The sequence below is a fragment of the Leptolyngbya sp. CCNP1308 genome, from assembly GCF_034932455.1.
Taxonomy (GTDB): domain Bacteria; phylum Cyanobacteriota; class Cyanobacteriia; order Phormidesmidales; family Phormidesmidaceae; genus Nodosilinea.
Genome location: NZ_JAYGIH010000007.1, coordinates 88,540 through 103,776, shown reverse-complemented (window position 1 = coordinate 103,776; position 15,237 = coordinate 88,540). Strand labels below are relative to the sequence as shown.

At 54.4% G+C, this 15,237-nt stretch carries 14 protein-coding genes; 11 read left to right on the top strand and 3 right to left on the bottom strand.

The genetic code is table 11. The annotated features are described in order from the left end of the window. Positions 1-214: 214 nt before the first annotated feature. Positions 215-1,867 carry a P-loop ATPase, Sll1717 family gene (locus tag VB780_RS05520; RefSeq protein ID WP_323350142.1) on the top strand — a complete coding sequence of 551 codons (1,653 nt, stop codon included), beginning with the start codon at positions 215-217 and terminating at the stop codon, positions 1,865-1,867. 249 nt (positions 1,868-2,116) lie between these two features. Here VB780_RS05520 and VB780_RS05515 read toward each other — a convergent pair whose 3' ends face one another. Further along, the gene (locus VB780_RS05515; RefSeq protein ID WP_323350141.1) at positions 2,117-2,353 is read right to left on the bottom strand and encodes a helix-turn-helix transcriptional regulator; all 237 of its coding nucleotides are present in this window, start codon (positions 2,351-2,353) and stop codon (positions 2,117-2,119) included. Positions 2,354-2,455: 102 nt separating this feature from the next. On the opposite strand from VB780_RS05515, the gene VB780_RS05510 reads away from it, so the two are divergent. From VB780_RS05510 to VB780_RS05495, 4 genes are all read left to right on the top strand, one after another. Then, positions 2,456-2,818: a hypothetical protein gene (locus VB780_RS05510; RefSeq protein ID WP_323350140.1), complete on the top strand. Its 363-nt coding sequence runs from the start codon at positions 2,456-2,458 to the stop codon at positions 2,816-2,818. Between the two features lie 159 nt (positions 2,819-2,977). After that, positions 2,978-3,298, top strand: a complete 321-nt coding sequence (locus VB780_RS05505; RefSeq protein ID WP_323350139.1) for a nucleotidyltransferase domain-containing protein — start codon at positions 2,978-2,980, stop codon at positions 3,296-3,298. Further along, positions 3,288-3,479 carry a hypothetical protein gene (locus VB780_RS05500; RefSeq protein WP_323350138.1) on the top strand — a complete coding sequence of 64 codons (192 nt, stop codon included), beginning with the start codon at positions 3,288-3,290 and terminating at the stop codon, positions 3,477-3,479. The genes VB780_RS05505 and VB780_RS05500 overlap by 11 nt, the downstream gene beginning before the upstream one ends. Positions 3,480-3,922: 443 nt before the next feature. Then, positions 3,923-4,288, top strand: a complete 366-nt coding sequence (locus VB780_RS05495; protein ID WP_323350137.1) for a hypothetical protein — start codon at positions 3,923-3,925, stop codon at positions 4,286-4,288. 146 nt (positions 4,289-4,434) lie between these two features. Here VB780_RS05495 and gghA read toward each other — a convergent pair whose 3' ends face one another. Then, positions 4,435-6,978, bottom strand: a complete 2,544-nt coding sequence (gghA, locus tag VB780_RS05490) for a glucosylglycerol hydrolase (RefSeq protein ID WP_323350136.1) — start codon at positions 6,976-6,978, stop codon at positions 4,435-4,437. A gap of 675 nt (positions 6,979-7,653) precedes the next feature. Between gghA and VB780_RS05485 the strand changes: the two genes are divergently transcribed. Both VB780_RS05485 and VB780_RS05480 read left to right on the top strand, forming a co-directional pair. Next, positions 7,654-9,459, top strand: coding sequence for an alpha-amylase family glycosyl hydrolase (locus VB780_RS05485; RefSeq protein WP_323350135.1), 1,806 nt, complete (start codon positions 7,654-7,656; stop codon positions 9,457-9,459). Between the two features lie 50 nt (positions 9,460-9,509). Next, entirely contained in the window at positions 9,510-10,058 is a 549-nt protein-coding gene (locus VB780_RS05480) for a GAF domain-containing protein (protein WP_323350134.1), read from the top strand. 77 nt (positions 10,059-10,135) lie between these two features. Here VB780_RS05480 and VB780_RS05475 read toward each other — a convergent pair whose 3' ends face one another. Further along, complete coding sequence (locus VB780_RS05475; protein ID WP_323350133.1) at positions 10,136-10,840, bottom strand: phosphatase PAP2 family protein; 705 nt, start codon at positions 10,838-10,840, stop codon at positions 10,136-10,138. A gap of 243 nt (positions 10,841-11,083) precedes the next feature. Here VB780_RS05475 and VB780_RS05470 point away from each other — a divergent pair, with 243 nt between their 5' ends. The 4 genes from VB780_RS05470 (at position 11,084) to VB780_RS05455 (ending at position 15,190) form a co-directional block, all read left to right on the top strand. Next, positions 11,084-11,545: a DUF411 domain-containing protein gene (locus VB780_RS05470; protein ID WP_323350132.1), complete on the top strand. Its 462-nt coding sequence runs from the start codon at positions 11,084-11,086 to the stop codon at positions 11,543-11,545. A 45-nt stretch (positions 11,546-11,590) separates the two neighbouring features. Further along, complete coding sequence (locus VB780_RS05465) at positions 11,591-12,199, top strand: 2OG-Fe(II) oxygenase (RefSeq protein WP_323350131.1); 609 nt, start codon at positions 11,591-11,593, stop codon at positions 12,197-12,199. Between the two features lie 172 nt (positions 12,200-12,371). Further along, positions 12,372-12,620 carry a hypothetical protein gene (locus VB780_RS05460; RefSeq protein WP_323350130.1) on the top strand — a complete coding sequence of 83 codons (249 nt, stop codon included), beginning with the start codon at positions 12,372-12,374 and terminating at the stop codon, positions 12,618-12,620. Positions 12,621-12,688: 68 nt separating this feature from the next. Further along, positions 12,689-15,190 carry a GH116 family glycosyl hydrolase gene (locus VB780_RS05455; RefSeq protein WP_323350129.1) on the top strand — a complete coding sequence of 834 codons (2,502 nt, stop codon included), beginning with the start codon at positions 12,689-12,691 and terminating at the stop codon, positions 15,188-15,190. The last annotated feature ends 47 nt before the right edge of the window (positions 15,191-15,237 follow it).

Genomic DNA, 15,237 nt, shown 5'->3' with positions numbered 1-15,237 from the left:
CCATCCCTATTTTTTCGTCAAAATAGGGGACTCTTTCCGTTGAGATGTCACGCAATTCCTCTAAATCCACCTTGACTGTCTCAAATGAGACACCACTGGCCAAAAAAATCAATTAATCGAGGTTCCCTAAAAACAACTCTGTTAAGCCTTGTCGAAACAAATGAAATTGAAAGCAACAAAGAATTGTTGTATCAAGTAAATACAGGAAAAATTTATGATAAGCAATCAGTTTGTTTTTAGAGGGAATCAAACAATTGGTGCTGCTGCTGCTGAACAGGATGGACAATATCTAAGCGATTGCTTTATTGATACTGGCATCTTGTCAATTCTTCTAGACTGTGAAGATCATCGATGTATTCTTGTGGGAAGAACCGGGGCAGGAAAATCAGCTCTAGTTTCACAACTAAATGTAGACAATGAGCATGTAATACCTATTCTTCCAGACTCATTATCGCTATCGTACATTTCCAATTCAAATGTTATCAATTTTTTTACAGAGGCTGGGGTCAATCTCAGCCTCTTTTATAAGCTTTTATGGAGGCATGTTTTTGTTGTCGAGATTCTAAGAGAAAGATTTAAAATTAATAGTGAGCAGCAAAAGCAAAATTTCTTCTTAAGTATTTGGAGTTCAGTTACTAGAAGTCGAAAGCATGAAATGGCTTTAAAGTATCTTCAGGAATGGGGAGACTCGTTCTGGCGTGAAACTGACTATAGAGTGCAAGAAGTGACAAGCAAACTTGAGAAGGATTTGCGAGGTGCTGCCAACTTATCTTTTTTGGAAAACTCAAAACTTGATTTCTCGGCAGCCAGAAAACTCACAAAAGAACAAAGAGAAGAGGTGATTCACAGAGGACAGGAAGTTGTTAGCAAAGTTCAAATACAGGAGTTGAATTTAATAGTCGATTTTTTGGACGAAATTTTACTCGCAGATCGCCAGAAGAAATACTATATTGTGATCGATAAATTAGATGAAGAGTGGGTTGAAAATAAGCTAAGGTTTAAGCTAATTCGAGGTTTGATTGAAACTAGCCTCGAATTTACCCGGCTCAAAAATGTAAAAGTCATTATAGCAATCAGAAATGACTTGTTGGACAGAGTTTACAGGTTTACGAGAGGCGAAGGATTTCAGGAAGAAAAATATAGAACAAGTAGTCTTGACTTAATTTGGTCTAAAAGTGATTTGGTTGAAGTACTAGACCGAAGAGTAAATAAACTTGTAAAGAGCCAATATACTAAGAAAAAAGTTACACATAACGATTTAATGAGACCTGTTCATTTAGAAGGAGGCAAGTCTGAACGAGCAATCGAATACATGTTGAAAAGAACTCTGCTTCGGCCAAGAGATTTGATTCAGTATTTTAATATGTGTATTGCATTGTCGGATGGAAAGCCAATGGTAGATGCCAGCACTCTTGTAAATGCCGAAGGTAATTATTCTAGGGATAGATTTAGAGCTTTGTTAGATGAGTGGATTGGTGTTTATCCTAATATGGGACTTTTAGCACAAATATTAAGAACTAGAGAGCCAATTTTTAGGATTCATAGCGTTTCTCGAATTGAAATTGAAGAAATTTGCTTGCAGGCAGCTTCTTCAATAGACGCCGTAGAGGGAGAAGATCTTGATGCAGCAAACAAAGTGGTAGATGCTCAAGTTAAGGCAGAGGACTATCGTAGAGAGCTTTTCTTGTTATTTTATAAAGTTAGCTTAGTTGGCATTAAGACAAACGACGCGATGCCAGTATCGTGGAGCTATCTTGGAGGTCCTAGTGTTTCGATTGCTGAGGTTGAGGATAGATCAAAGGTGTTTATTCACCCAATGTTTTGGAGACATTTTGGGATTTTAAGTGGCCAAAAATATAAAATGTAGCTGTAGCAATTCTTAGTAGGACATAAGTTAAGGTCAGGTGGACACTGCTCACTACCCAATGCTCACGCCTCTGTATCAAAACTCCTCCCCCCACAAACAACCGAAATCTCCACTCCGCACCAAACCCATCCTCAATTGGATTGTCTGGCATAGCAATGTGCAAGGCGAAACGGCTTTAGGTCTTGCGTTGTCCCCAAGGTTTGGTCTTTGATCATTTGTTGTTGGGGTTAATGGTGAGCAATGCCCACCCTACAGGTCTTTGATTTCTTCGCCTAGATAGCGCTCTACAAAAGCCTTGGCCGCCGAAGGATGAAGCGTTTTCAAAGCCCTGACGATATCTACAATCGTTTCGCCCGATGGGTCGCTCTTTTCATTCGCCCATCGGTAGACACTGTTGCGTTCAATATCGAGAGCCGCCGCAAGGCTATATTGGCTCACCTCAAACTCCTCAAGCACTTGCCTGAGCACCTGTCCTGCTTTTCCCATGCCTTCATGGTGTCAGACCAGCAAAGACACGTAAACAACTGATCTGTTGACGGCAACTAACTTGTTGACTATGATGCTAGTCATCGTTTCTGTTGACACACTATGCAAAACCACCCTTCGACAGGCTTAGAGCAAGATCCCTCTTCCGCCGCCCGCTACAGTGCCCGCATCATCACCCCCGACCCTGCCACAGGCGCAGAGCCAGCCGACCCCAACCAAATCCATCTCGAACTCACCCTCAAGCTCCATAGCTACCCCAACCCCGATCGCGAGCCCGTCAAAATTCTCGTCATTGGCAGCAAGCGCTCGGTTAGCTCTATCGTCGTCGCCCTTCACCAGCTCGGCTTTGCCGAAATCTTTGAGTGGACAGACTTTCTCAGCGCTCCCAATGCCGATCGACCGCTCCAGTTCCAGCCTGGCGAAGTTATGAAAGCACTGGTGAAATTCTTACCCCGAGAAGAGTAGGTTGCGTGCAACGAAGGGTCACCCAACACTAAGCTGGGGCTGGCTAGATTCTGCCAGCCCTACTCTCGACCCTCTTGATCTTCACTTTCCACACCAACGAAGTCGTTACAATTGGAGCAGCCTAATCTCTACAGTCCTTGTTCAACCAACAATTTAGCCGTGAGACAAGCAGCCGTTGAATTAGTCAAACGTAAGCAGGCTCAAATTGCAGAGCTGTGCCGCCTCAACCGAGTGGCTCGGCTCGACCTCTTTGGCTCCGCCACCCGACCTACCTTCGATGCCCAGACCAGCGATTTTGATTTTTTAGTTGAGTTTGCTACTAATACCCCCGAGGGTGCCGCCGATCGCTTCTTTGGCCTCAAGCAAGGGCTATCCACTACCCTGGGTCGCCCAGTAGATTTAATCGATCTGAACGCAGCCAAGAATCCCTACTTCTTGCGAGCGATCGCCCCCGATCGCCTGACTATCTATGAACATTGAGGTTCAGCGGTATCTTTACGATATTCAAGCGGCAGGCGAAGCAATTCAAACCTTTGTTGCTGGCCAAACCTTCGACAACTATCGCGCTGATGCCATGCTGCGATCGCCCTCTCCCCAGCCGCTAACGCTTATACTTCAAGCTTTAAGACATAAGCAAACTAGATTAACGCCTACTCCATAGCCGCTCATGACTTCTCAGTAGCAGCTAACCAGTTCTGCTTAATCGCAAAATAGTTATCTGTAGCCGCTCATGACTTCTCAGTAGCGGCTAACCAGTTCTGCTTAAGCGTAAAGTAGTTCTTCATAATAGCTAACTAGTTTTGCTTAAGCGCAAAGTAGTTTTCATTTGGGCTTAAGCAGCGCTTTATCCGCATTAATACTGAAACCTTAGAGAGTGCAGATAAAAAAGTTGAAAGTATTTTTTCTTTATCAAGACATTAAGCGTAAACCTACAGAACTTTTCTAAACCCATTTGAAGAGTTCTCGGCCCCTGCATAAAGCTTCAATATTCCTTTAACTCGCCAGGATGCTTTTGAAACGTGGGCGTCAACTCTGAACGCAAGTTGATCACCCGGTCAGCCCCTCCAGCTCTTTTATTCAAACTCCCAAGGAGGGAGTAAAACTATGGCTCGTGCAAAACGCACATCTATCGGTCTACAAAAAGCAGAGCGTCGCGCCGCCGCGATGGGGGCCATCAAACCCAACCTCGATATGGGCAACGGCATGACCCTCAACGAATTTTGGGCTGCGATCGACGACATGCGCGATCGCCAGAACAAGTACAACGAACTGCTTTCCACCGTCGATCAGCTCTACAACGAGATGATCGCTGCCGAAAAGGCCCTGGCGGAAAAGTCCGAAAGGATGCTAAATGCCGTGGCCGTGGTCTATGGCCGCAATAGCTCCGAGTATGAGATGGCAGGCGGCAAGCGGCGGTCTGAGCGGCGACGGTCTAATCGGTCTGCCTCCGATCAGCAGTCAGTTGCTTAAGCATTTAACCCAAAACCAGTCAGTCTGAAGGGCGATCGCATACTGCCACGCGATCGCCCTTTGTTTTTAGAGCCCAGCTATAGAAGGGCAAGCCGTGACCTCACAAAAGCACGGGTTCTGCCGCAAAATCACCTTGGGTGATCGCGTTACGATTTGACTATTTTTTCTAGTAGCACCCCCTGGCTGTCTCGCAGTTCAAACGCTCGCAGGCTTTCGGCGTCATCTTCTAAATTGAGACCCGGCGTTTGTATCGCCACCCGCCACTCAGTTAGGTCTAGTTGCAGCCAATCCGCCAGCGTCACGGTTAGCGGTTTTCCTCCCATGTGAGTGACCATGGCGACGGAGGGCGAGGTATCGTCAACGTCTTCGCTGGGTTGGGTGCGTAGCCCGTAGAACAGGGTGCTCTCTTCGTCGCTAATGCGATTGAAGCGATCGCGCTCCTCCAGATTTTCTCGCAGCCAGGGATGGGCGACGCGATACTGACGCAGGGCCTGATTAAACGCCACCTGCTCTGGCTTGAGATGGTCGGCCCAGTAGTCCACCTTGGCAAAATCGTGGCAGTCTTCCATAAAGGCTTTGGCAAAGTCCTTGAGTTTGGGCACATCCAGCTGCTCCAAAAAGGTAGACCTTGCTTCGGTTTCCTTCGCCTGTTGCAGTCGAGGGTTGGCGCAGGCCAGCACTTCACCATCAAAACAACGCCGGCAGGTCTCTGCCACAATTTCTAAGTCGTAGTCTGACTCCACCATGGTGACTTGCAGCGCCTTGGCGAAGCGACGCAGTTGCTCTAGCTCCGCAAAACCCATAGCCTTCAACCGTTGGAAGTGGCGGGGTTGCGCGTAATACTCAGGGGTCACCTGCCAGTCTAGAAAGCCCATTTCTTCCGAGGCCACTTTGACCCCGTAGCGCTCGTCGGTATTGCGAAAAAATCCCCAGGCTGCGCGAAAGGTGGCGTTGAGAAAGTCCATGGGCAGCCCCGGACTAAACCCATACACCCACAGCTTAGTGGCCGGGTTGTCGTAGGCATTTTTGAGCACTTCTTCCAGGGTGTCGCCCAGGTGCCAGTTAATCGGCCCTTCTGGATCAATTTGGTTGCCGCGTCGCACGGTGTCGTGGTTGGCGCAGCCGGTAATCCAGCGATCGCCCTGGCTCATCACCTCACAGACCCGCCGCCATTTCTGATCCCAAAAATGTTTCAGCACTGGCGTATTGTGGGCAAAAATCAGCGGCCCCCACTGGTACGACTCAGGCCGCAGATCGATCAATTCCCGATAGCGAGAGATTTCTTCCCAGCCCTCCTGGGGCCAGGGGCGGCCATCCTCAAAAATAGTGAACATGAGGCGCTGGTAGCCGCCAATTTCCTGGATCACATCGCTCATGGCCATGAGATAGGCGTCGTCTTGTTCCACAATGCCCGTGAGGGGGTTGAAGAACCGAAAGTCTTGACCGCCATCCACTCGAATGCCATCCACTCCGGTGTTGAGCTTGCGCCGCTGCATTTCCAGCAAAATCCCCCGCACCCCTGGATGCTGGTGATTCAGGTCTTGGCCATACATATTGGGGCCCTTGAGGAAAGGCGGGCTAATCAAAAACTGACACTGATTGTCGGCGTGACCGTAGACCAGATCGTAAATGACCTGAATTGGCCCCTGGGGAAAGTTGTGCAACTCCTCAATTACATCAATCAGTTCATCGGGTCGCAGACTGCCCAGCAGCGCCGGATTGATCGCGGCAGAGCCCAGAATCGGCACATCATACCCCCAGTTCTGGGTGATGGGCTTGCGCAGCGTGATCGGCACCTCCTGGGGTTCATCGTGGAGTTCGCTGTAGGTGACGTCAGTATTGTCGGCCCAGAGGGCAAAGAATTCATGGGCGATGTTGTTCTCGTCCCAGCGATATTCAATGGTGGGTTCTATGGGCAGTAGTTGAACGGCGTCATAGCCGATATAGTTTTGCTCGGCTAGGGTGAGGGGTTCGTTTTGACGCAGCTTGTGGGCGATTTGCCGATAGATTTGGGCCAGCCCCTCCAAAGTCCCCACCGCAGAGGCTGTATTGACGTGCAGCTGCAAAATGCAGTGGGGTGCAGGCAGTCGCGGGGGCGGATTTTCGACATCTGAGGCCAGCTGACCGGGCAGCGCTCCGGTTTGGTCGCCCGTCTGGCAAAAATAATCTAGGTCGGTTCGCTGGCGCTGCACTCGGTCGATGTCATACAGCTCGGCAGGGGCAAAAATGCCGTAGGGCATAGAGTAGGCCAGCACATCCCGCAGGGTATGCACCTGATTTTGGCGATCGACGTAGCGCAGCCAGTAGAAACTCCCGGCCTGCTCACGGGTGCCAGGGCGCATACCGGCAATTACCCCCCAGGTATACTCTCCTTGATGGGCCAGAGAGACGCGCTCTCGCTGCCAGCGTGTGAGCTGCTCCCGCGCCCGAAAATCAATCGGTTCTAGGGGCGTGAACACCTCTAGGTAAATACTGCGATCGGACTGAATAACTTCAGCCGTCAGTTCCGGCGTCCAGAACCCTACCTCAGTCAGACCATCGGCTCGATAGTGGGCCCCAAGGCGAGTGGCCAGGGTTTGCGCCTTGTGAAAAATGGTGGCATCGGATTCGGTGACGTCTGCGGCCCAGTCGAGCAGGGCCTGGGTCGCATCTTCAACCAGGGTGAGTTTAGAGGGTGTATCAACCAGCACGCTACTTCATCTTTGTGAGGGTACAGGGGAATGAGCCAGGGATTTCGCCCCTCAGCCTAGCAGATTCATTCTGGTCACTCATCCCTATCCTAAGATGTCGCCTAAAAATCCTCCAGAAGAAAGATTTCTTATAAACGCAGGGGGTTTGTTTATAGGTGATTGGGGATGAATCGGGGGTATATTTTCTCTGCCAGCCTTCCTTAGCCGAGCCTTAGAGGGCGTTTGAAAAGTGATTTGCTGTAGTTTTAGTCACCTGCTGATCCCCCCTGCCCCCCTTAAAAAGGGGGGTAAAAGTCCCCCTTTTTAAGGGGGGCAGGGGGATCTCCACTTTTGCTACAAGAAACAGGACTTTTCAAACATCCTCTTAGCGAGGTTGAGTCAACCTTGCTCCATGCCGCTTAAATTAGGCTTGAGCGCTATATGGCTATAAAGATTAACAAAATTGCAATACCATATCAGATATTTATTGAGTGCGGCTATTGCATGTACTAAATTGTCAAACCCCCCAACCCTTGATTAGCCCAATCAGGCCGGGGCCAATGCTTGTCGCCCTGGCAGAGAATGCATAACTGGTGCAGGTAGCCAAAGCGGTTGAGGAAAAGACCATGCCGAGGGTGGATGCTGCAATCTGAGCGATCGCAAGCCTTGCCCAGCCCTGTATAAAAGGAGTCAACCATGAGTAAGGCCACAAAGATCAAGGGCATCGGCTCGATTCTCCACGACAAAGGGGTGGCCTTTCGCCTGTGGGCACCCCACGCCCAAAAGGTCTCTGTCATTGGCTCCTTCAACAACTGGAACGGCACCCAGCACAAAATGCAGGCCGAAAAAGACGGCTACTGGTACACCAACATCCCCAAGGCCCAGGCGGGCGACCCGTACCGGTTTTTGCTCACCACCCCCCAGGGCGAGTTTCAGCGCATTGACCCCTATGCGCGGGAGGTGACCAGCTCGGTGGGCAATGCCATCGTCCACGACCCCAGCTTCGACTGGCAGGGGGATGATTTTCAGATCGCCCCCTGGAACGAGCTGGTGATCTACGAACTGCACATTGGCACCTTTAACGATCGCGAGCACCTCGACCAGCCTGCCCAGTTTTCGTCGGTGTCGGCGCGGCTGGGGCATTTGAGAAAGCTCGGCGTCAATGCCATTCAAATCATGCCCGTTGGTGAGTTTGCGGGCGATCGCTCCTGGGGCTACAACCCCGCCCACATCTTTTCGGTCGAAATCAGCTACGGCGGGCCGCTGGCGTTTAAGCAGTTTGTCAAGCGCGCCCACCAGGCGGGCATTGCCGTGATTTTAGATGTGGTCTACAACCACCTCGGCCCCAGCGACCTCGACCTCTGGCAGTTTGACGGCTGGAGCGAAAACGATCGCGGCGGCATTTACTTCTACAACGACAACCGGGCCAACACCCCCTGGGGCGAAACCCGCCCCGACTACGGTCGAGGCGAGGTGCGCCAGTACCTCTGCGACAACGCCCTGATGTGGTTTGAGGAGTACCACGTCGATGGGCTGCGCTTTGACGCCACCCAGTTCATTCGCACCTTCCAAGCCGAGGATGTGCAGGATTTGCCCGAGGGCTGGAGTCTGCTCCAGTGGATAAACAGCCAAATTGTGGAGAAATACCCCGGCCACATCACCATCGCCGAAGATCTGCAAAACAACCGCTGGCTGACGAAGGATGTGGGGGCAGGCGGGGCCGGGTTTGGCTGCCAGTGGGATGCCAGCTTTGTGCACACCATTCGCCAGGCGGTGATTGCCAGCCAGGACGAGCAGCGATCGCTAGACGCCATTCGCGACGCCATCTGCCACCGCGACAACGACGATGCCTTCGACCGGGTGATCTACAGCGAATCCCACGATGAGGTGGCCAACGGCAAGTCGCGGGTGCCCCAGGAAATCAGCCCCAGCGACCCCAAGGGCTGGTACGCCCGCAAACGCTCGACCCTGGCCGCTGCCATGGTGTTCACCGCCCCCGGCATTCCCATGCTGTTTCAGGGGCAAGAATTTCTCGAAGGCGGCTGGTTTCGCGACACCGTGCCCGTCGATTGGGATCAGCGCGACGAGTTCCACGGCATTGTGCGGCTCTACCGCGACCTAATTCGCCTGCGGCTCAGCCGCGACGGCTTTACCCGCGGGCTCTGCGGGCAGTTCACCCAGGTCTACCACCTCAACGACGATCGCAAGATCATTGCCTTTCAGCGCTGGGCCGAGGGTGGCCCTGGGGACGACGTGGTGGTGGTGGCCAATTTCTCCCATGCGACCTACGAAAACTACCAGCTGGGCTTTCCCTCCGCTGGCCTGTGGACGCTGCGCTTTAACAGCGACTGGCAGGGCTACAACGACGACTTTGCCAACCACCCCAGCACCGATGTCAACGCCGAACCCGGTGATCAAGACGGGCTGCCCTGGCATGGCACCCTGTCTATCGGCCCCTATACCGTGCTGATCTTTTCGCAGTCAGCCCACCCCGCGGTCTAGCTAAAATACAACCATCACGTTCTCCCTAGCGGTTACAGCGAATCAATTCTGTGCGAAAGCCCTCTTCCGAAATTCCCCATCCTGACTCGACCTGGCAGGCCGATCCCGGTCTACAGCGAATCATTACCCACCTCTCAACGACCCTGGAGAGGGATAGTCAGATCGTGGAAACCACGCGCGATCTGCAACACAAACTCAAGGCTGACCGAGTGCTCTTGTATTACTTCTACCGCCCCTGGAAAGGGCGAGTCACCTTCGAAGCCCTCAGCGATCCGCAGTTTTCGATCTTTGGCTCCACCGGGCCAGATGAATGTTTCACCGACGAATATGCGGCGCTGTATTTAGCCGGGCGGATCCGCGCGATCGCCGATATTGAAACCGAGCCCCTGGCCGACTGCCACCGCAATTTTCTGCGCGAGCTGCGGGTAAAGGCCAACTTAGTCGTGCCGGTGCTGGTGGACGACGACCTCTGGGGGTTGCTCGTGGCCCACCACTGCCAATCTACCCACACCTGGACCGATGACGACATTGCTGCCATGCTGTTTGGGGCAGAGACCCTGGCCATTTCCCCCGCCATCCGTGGCCGGGCAGAACGCTGAGGATGCTTGCAATAAAGGCAATCTGTTTGTGGCGAACATCTTCTGTAAGGGGAATCGCCTTTCAGCCACGACCTACTTCAGTTCAGCCAGGGTGGAGTCGAGAGCTTGAAGCGCAAAAGAGCAATGCAGCCGCTAATCCACAGGAAGCCAATGCCGTAGCCCGCCAGCACATCGGTTGGCCAGTGCACCCCCAGATAAAGCCGACTCAGGCCAATGCCGCCAATCAAAAAGACTGCCCCTGCATAAATGATTATTTTTTGCCTGGGGAAGCGCTGCGCCAGCAGGTAAGCCGTAAAGCCGTAAAGCACCATCGACCCCAGGGCATGGCCGCTGGGAAAGCTGTAGGTGCTCTCAGTAATAATCTGGGGCCAAAGTTCTGGTCGATCCTTGCTAAACAAGAGTTTTAGCCCGGTGCTCAACACCGCCCCGCCTATGCAGTTGATGGCAAAAACGGTCGCGATCGAGCGATGGCGTCGCCACCAGAGCCCGCTAAACCCAATGAAAGTCAGAGGCACTACCGTGCTGGGATCGCCCAGGCGGGTAAACATTAGCATGACCCGATCTAGGGCCGGGGTGGCCAATTGGTTAATCCACAGCAAAATCGACTCATCAAAGAAGAAGGCCTCCTGCTCTAACACCTCATCGGCCAGGTTGGCCAGACCGAACAGAATCAGTAGGCACGTCCCCAGCCAGAGCAGACCAACGGCGGCTACAAACGACATCAGTCGCGGATGGATATGGTGCATCCAAGTTTTCGCCAGCCGTTTTAGAATCTGCCGCATCGGGCCACCTCACCACAGGACTGCCACCAGAATGCCATGCGGCTGTAGGGGTCAGGTGCCTTCTTATCCATGACAGTTATCTGCCGCAGCACTAAAGGCACCTGACCCCTACAGAAGACCTTGGGCTGGGGTGATCACAATCCCCAACGGGGGCTAGCGCCTTAACTCGAACTGAGGTTTACGTAGATTTCAGTATCCTTAGAGGTAGGGCACACTAAACGGATACTGTAGGAAAATTTTTCGATGAGTCGTCGTGGGTTAATTGGTAGACTGCTGGCCTTGGGGATAGTTCTGGCGATCGCCCTGCTCGGCCCCTCCACCGCCTGGGCCGCGACCGAGTTAACGGTCTACCGCAGCCCCACCTGCAACTGCTGCGGCCACTGGGTTGAGCACATGCAGGCCGCCGGGTTCGACGTGCAGGATGTGGTTACAGACGACATGGATGCGATCAAAGCCCAGTACGGCGTGCCAGAAGCTTTGGCCTCGTGCCACACGGCCCTAGTCGAGGGTTACGTCATTGAGGGCCATGTGCCTGCGACGGATGTGCAGCGGTTGCTGAGCGAGCAACCCAACGTGCTCGGTATCGCCGCGCCGGGCATGCCCGTGGGCTCGCCGGGGATGGAAACGGGCGATGGCGTTGACCCCTACACCGTGGTTTCCTTCACCCAGACGGGTGACACCGCCACCTTTGCCGAACACCCGTGAGATCCTGACTCCCGAACCTGCCTTAGACCACGCCGATCTCACGCTATGCCCTACTATCGCTGCCAGCCCGAGGCTTTTTCTGCCGCCTACCTGCACAACCTGCGGGGGGCAATTCAGTCGTGCCGCTACTTTGCCACCAACAACCTCAACCGCGATTTTGTCGCCACCAAGGGCTTTTCTGTGGTGTTCAAAGGGGCAGGGCGAGCCGAGTGCGATCGCCAGTTTCCCTTTTTTAAGCCCTACCTCGACCAGGCGCTGCTGCCCGACTGCAACGCTTTTTATCTGAATCCGCTACTGTTGAAACAGGGGTCGCGGGTTGACCCCCACATCGATCGCTCGCTGCGGTCATACTGCAAAACCATTGACCCGCCCGAGCAGGTCAGCGTGCTCTATGTGCAGGTGCCCGCTGACCTGGCCAGCGGCGAACTGGTGTTGCAGCGGGGGCGACAGCGAGTAGCGCAGATTCGGCCCCAGACGGGCCTGCTGCTGCACTTTCAGGGCAACCTGACCCACTCGGTCAACGCCATGGCCAGCGGGGGCAGCCGCCTCAGCTTGGTGTGCGAGCAGTACTGCCTCGATGCCGATGCGCTGTGGGATATCCCGGAATTTTTGATCGAATCTAGAGCCGCTGCTCCCGCTAAAACCCGGCGGTAGGAAAATTTTCTCGCCGTTACGGCCATTTGGGCGCAGAATCAGTACCCTTAATCAAGGTCTTTGAGTCGTCGTAGTCGATTAAGCCTTTGCCAGACCAGTCTGCAATGCCATGACTCAATCGCGTCAGGCATTGCTTCAGTTTTTCGTTCTTTACTCTTCATTTTTTATCTATATGAGTTTAATCCAGGAAATATTTCTCGAAACCGACTGGGAAGAAGTTGAACAAGCCCAGGCCGCCTGCGATGAACGAGCCGCCCAGCTCAAGGCTGAGGGCCATACCTGTACCTGCACCACGCTTTACCGCATTACCGATGGTCGGCGGGTGTTTTTGCTGGAGGCGCAACACCCCAATTCCCTAGAGCCTGAGAATAAGCCCTCCCGGCGCAAGCTGCCGGCGCGGCGATCGGCCCAGCGAGGGTGAGCGCGAGTTGGCTGCTACAGCAGCTAAAAGCCTCGATATAAATTAACCTGCTCCGGTAAAATTCTGGGATGACTGAAACCCCATCCCTCCCTCAGATTCCATCCCAGGCGTGGCAGCGCCCCCTCGGCCAGCCCTGGGAGCACCACTACATCGTGCGCTACGCTAGCAACCTCGACGATGGCCCCAACCACGGGGCACCCCTGGGCGGGCTGGGGGCGGGCTGTGTGGGGCGATCGCCCGATGGCGACTTCAACCTCTGGCATATGGATGGCGGCGAGCACGTGTTCCAGAGCTTCCCTGGCTGCCAGTTCAGCCTGTGGGAGCAGAGGGGCGGCAGAACCCAAGCCTACGCCCTCAGCACCCAACTGCCCGAGGATGGCAGTCTATCGTCGTGGTCGTGGTATCCGGCATCCACCAAGGCCCGAACGACCGGCAGCTACCACGCGCTGTATCCCCGCAGTTGGTACCGCTACGAAAACGTGTTTCGCGCCCAGATTACCTGCGAACAGATTTCGCCCATCTGGCCCGACAACTATCAAGAAGCCAGCTATCCAGTAGTGGCCTTTGAGTGGACGGCCCACAACCCCACCACTACCCCCATCACCTTGAGCATCATGGTGAGTTGGCAGAATATGGTGGGCTGGTTCACCAACACGCAAAAATCCCCCGAGGTGCTGCTGCGCGATGATGGCAGCCCCTACTACGACTACGTGCCTGCGATCGCCCAAAGCACCGGCAATTTCAACGAATTCATCAACGCCGACGGTCTCAAGGCGCTGGTCATGAACGGAGCTTGGCAGGGCGACCCTAAAGAGGGCGATGGCCAGTGGTGCATCGCCGCGCTAGACGATCCCAACGTGGAAGTTTCCTACGACCTGCGCTGGAACCCGGCAGGCGACGGGCGCGACCTGTGGGATTCGTTTGCCAAGCTGGGGCGGCTGATGAATTTGCTGGATACGTCTCCAGCGGAGGAAGGAGAGCAGATTGGGGGGGCGATCGCCCTCCGCTTTACCCTACAACCCGGCGAAACCCGCCAGATTCCCGTTGCCCTGGCCTGGGATCTGCCCGTGACAGAGTTCGCCGCTGGGGTCAACAACTTCCGGCGCTACACCGACTTCTACGGCACCGATGGGCGGAATGCGCGGGCGATCGCCTTCGATGCCCTGACTGAGTACAAGACCTGGCAGCAGCACATTACTGCCTGGCAGCAGCCGATTCTCGATCGGCCCGATCTGCCCGACGCCTTCAAAATGGCGCTGTTCAACGAGCTGTACGACCTGGCCAGCGGCGGCACCCTGTGGAGCGCCGCTACCGAGGCCGACCCCGTGGGCCAGTTTGCGGTGCTCGAATGCATCGACTACCGCTGGTACGAAAGCCTCGACGTGCGCCTCTACGGCGGTTTTGCCACTCTGCTGCTGTGGCCCGAGCTAGAGAAAGCCGTGCTGCGTGCCTTTGCCCGCGCCATCCCCGCCCAAGACGAGCGGCGGCGGATCATTGGCTACTACGTCACTATGGGTTTAGAAAATCCCCCGGCGATTCGCAAGCTCAAAGGTGCAACGCCCCACGACCTGGGTGCCCCCAACGAGCACCCCTGGGAGCAGACCAACTACACCAGCTACCAAGACTGCAATCAGTGGAAAGACCTGGGCAGCGACTTTGTGCTTCAGGTCTACCGCGCCTACCAGTTCACGGGCGCAACGGATGTGGCCTTTCTCAAAGACTGCTGGCCAGCGGTGGTCGATACCCTGCAATATCTCAAGCAGTTCGATCGCGACGGCGACGGCATTCCCGAAAACGAGGGGGCTCCCGACCAGACCTTCGACGATTGGCAGCTCAAGGGCATTAGCGCCTACTGCGGTGGCCTGTGGCTGGGGGCGATGGAGGCGGCGATCGCCATGGCCGAAATCCTCACCGCTAACAACCTGGCCCCCGGCAACACCCCCATTTTGCTCAGCCAGTACCGCCGCTGGCTCGACAACGGCCTCAAGGCCTACCACCCCAAACTGTGGAATGGCCGCTACTATCGGCTTGACACCGGCAACGGCTCCGATGTGGTGATGGCCGACCAGCTCTGCGGCCAGTTTATGGTGCGCCACTTGGGCCTGCCGGATCTAGTTGAAGATGAATTCACTCTGTCGGCCCTTGATGCCATCTACGACGCCTGTTTTGTGAAATTTAATCAGGTGGTGCAGAGCCAGGAACGCCCACCCCAGCAAAAGTTTGAGGGCGCACAGTTGGGCAACTTTAGCGCTGCCTCGCTGAAAATGGCGATCGGCGCTGCCAATGGCGTTCTCCCAGATGGCTCCCCGGAAGATCCCGACAGCACCCACCAGCAGGAGGTGTGGATCGGCATCAACTTTGGCCTGGCGGCCTTCTTCGCCCAGATGGGTAAGCGGGAAGAGGCAATGACCATTACCGAAGCGGTGATTCAGCAAATCTACGCCTACGGCCTGCAATTTCGCACTCCCGAGGCGATCACCGCCCTGGGCACCTACCGTGCCTGCCACTACATGCGCCCCATGGCAATCTGGGGTCTGTACGATGTGTTAACCGAAGGTCGGAATTTCTAGGCCAGGCTAGGATAGAAGACGATGCAGCGGCTTGTCTTGTTGGATCG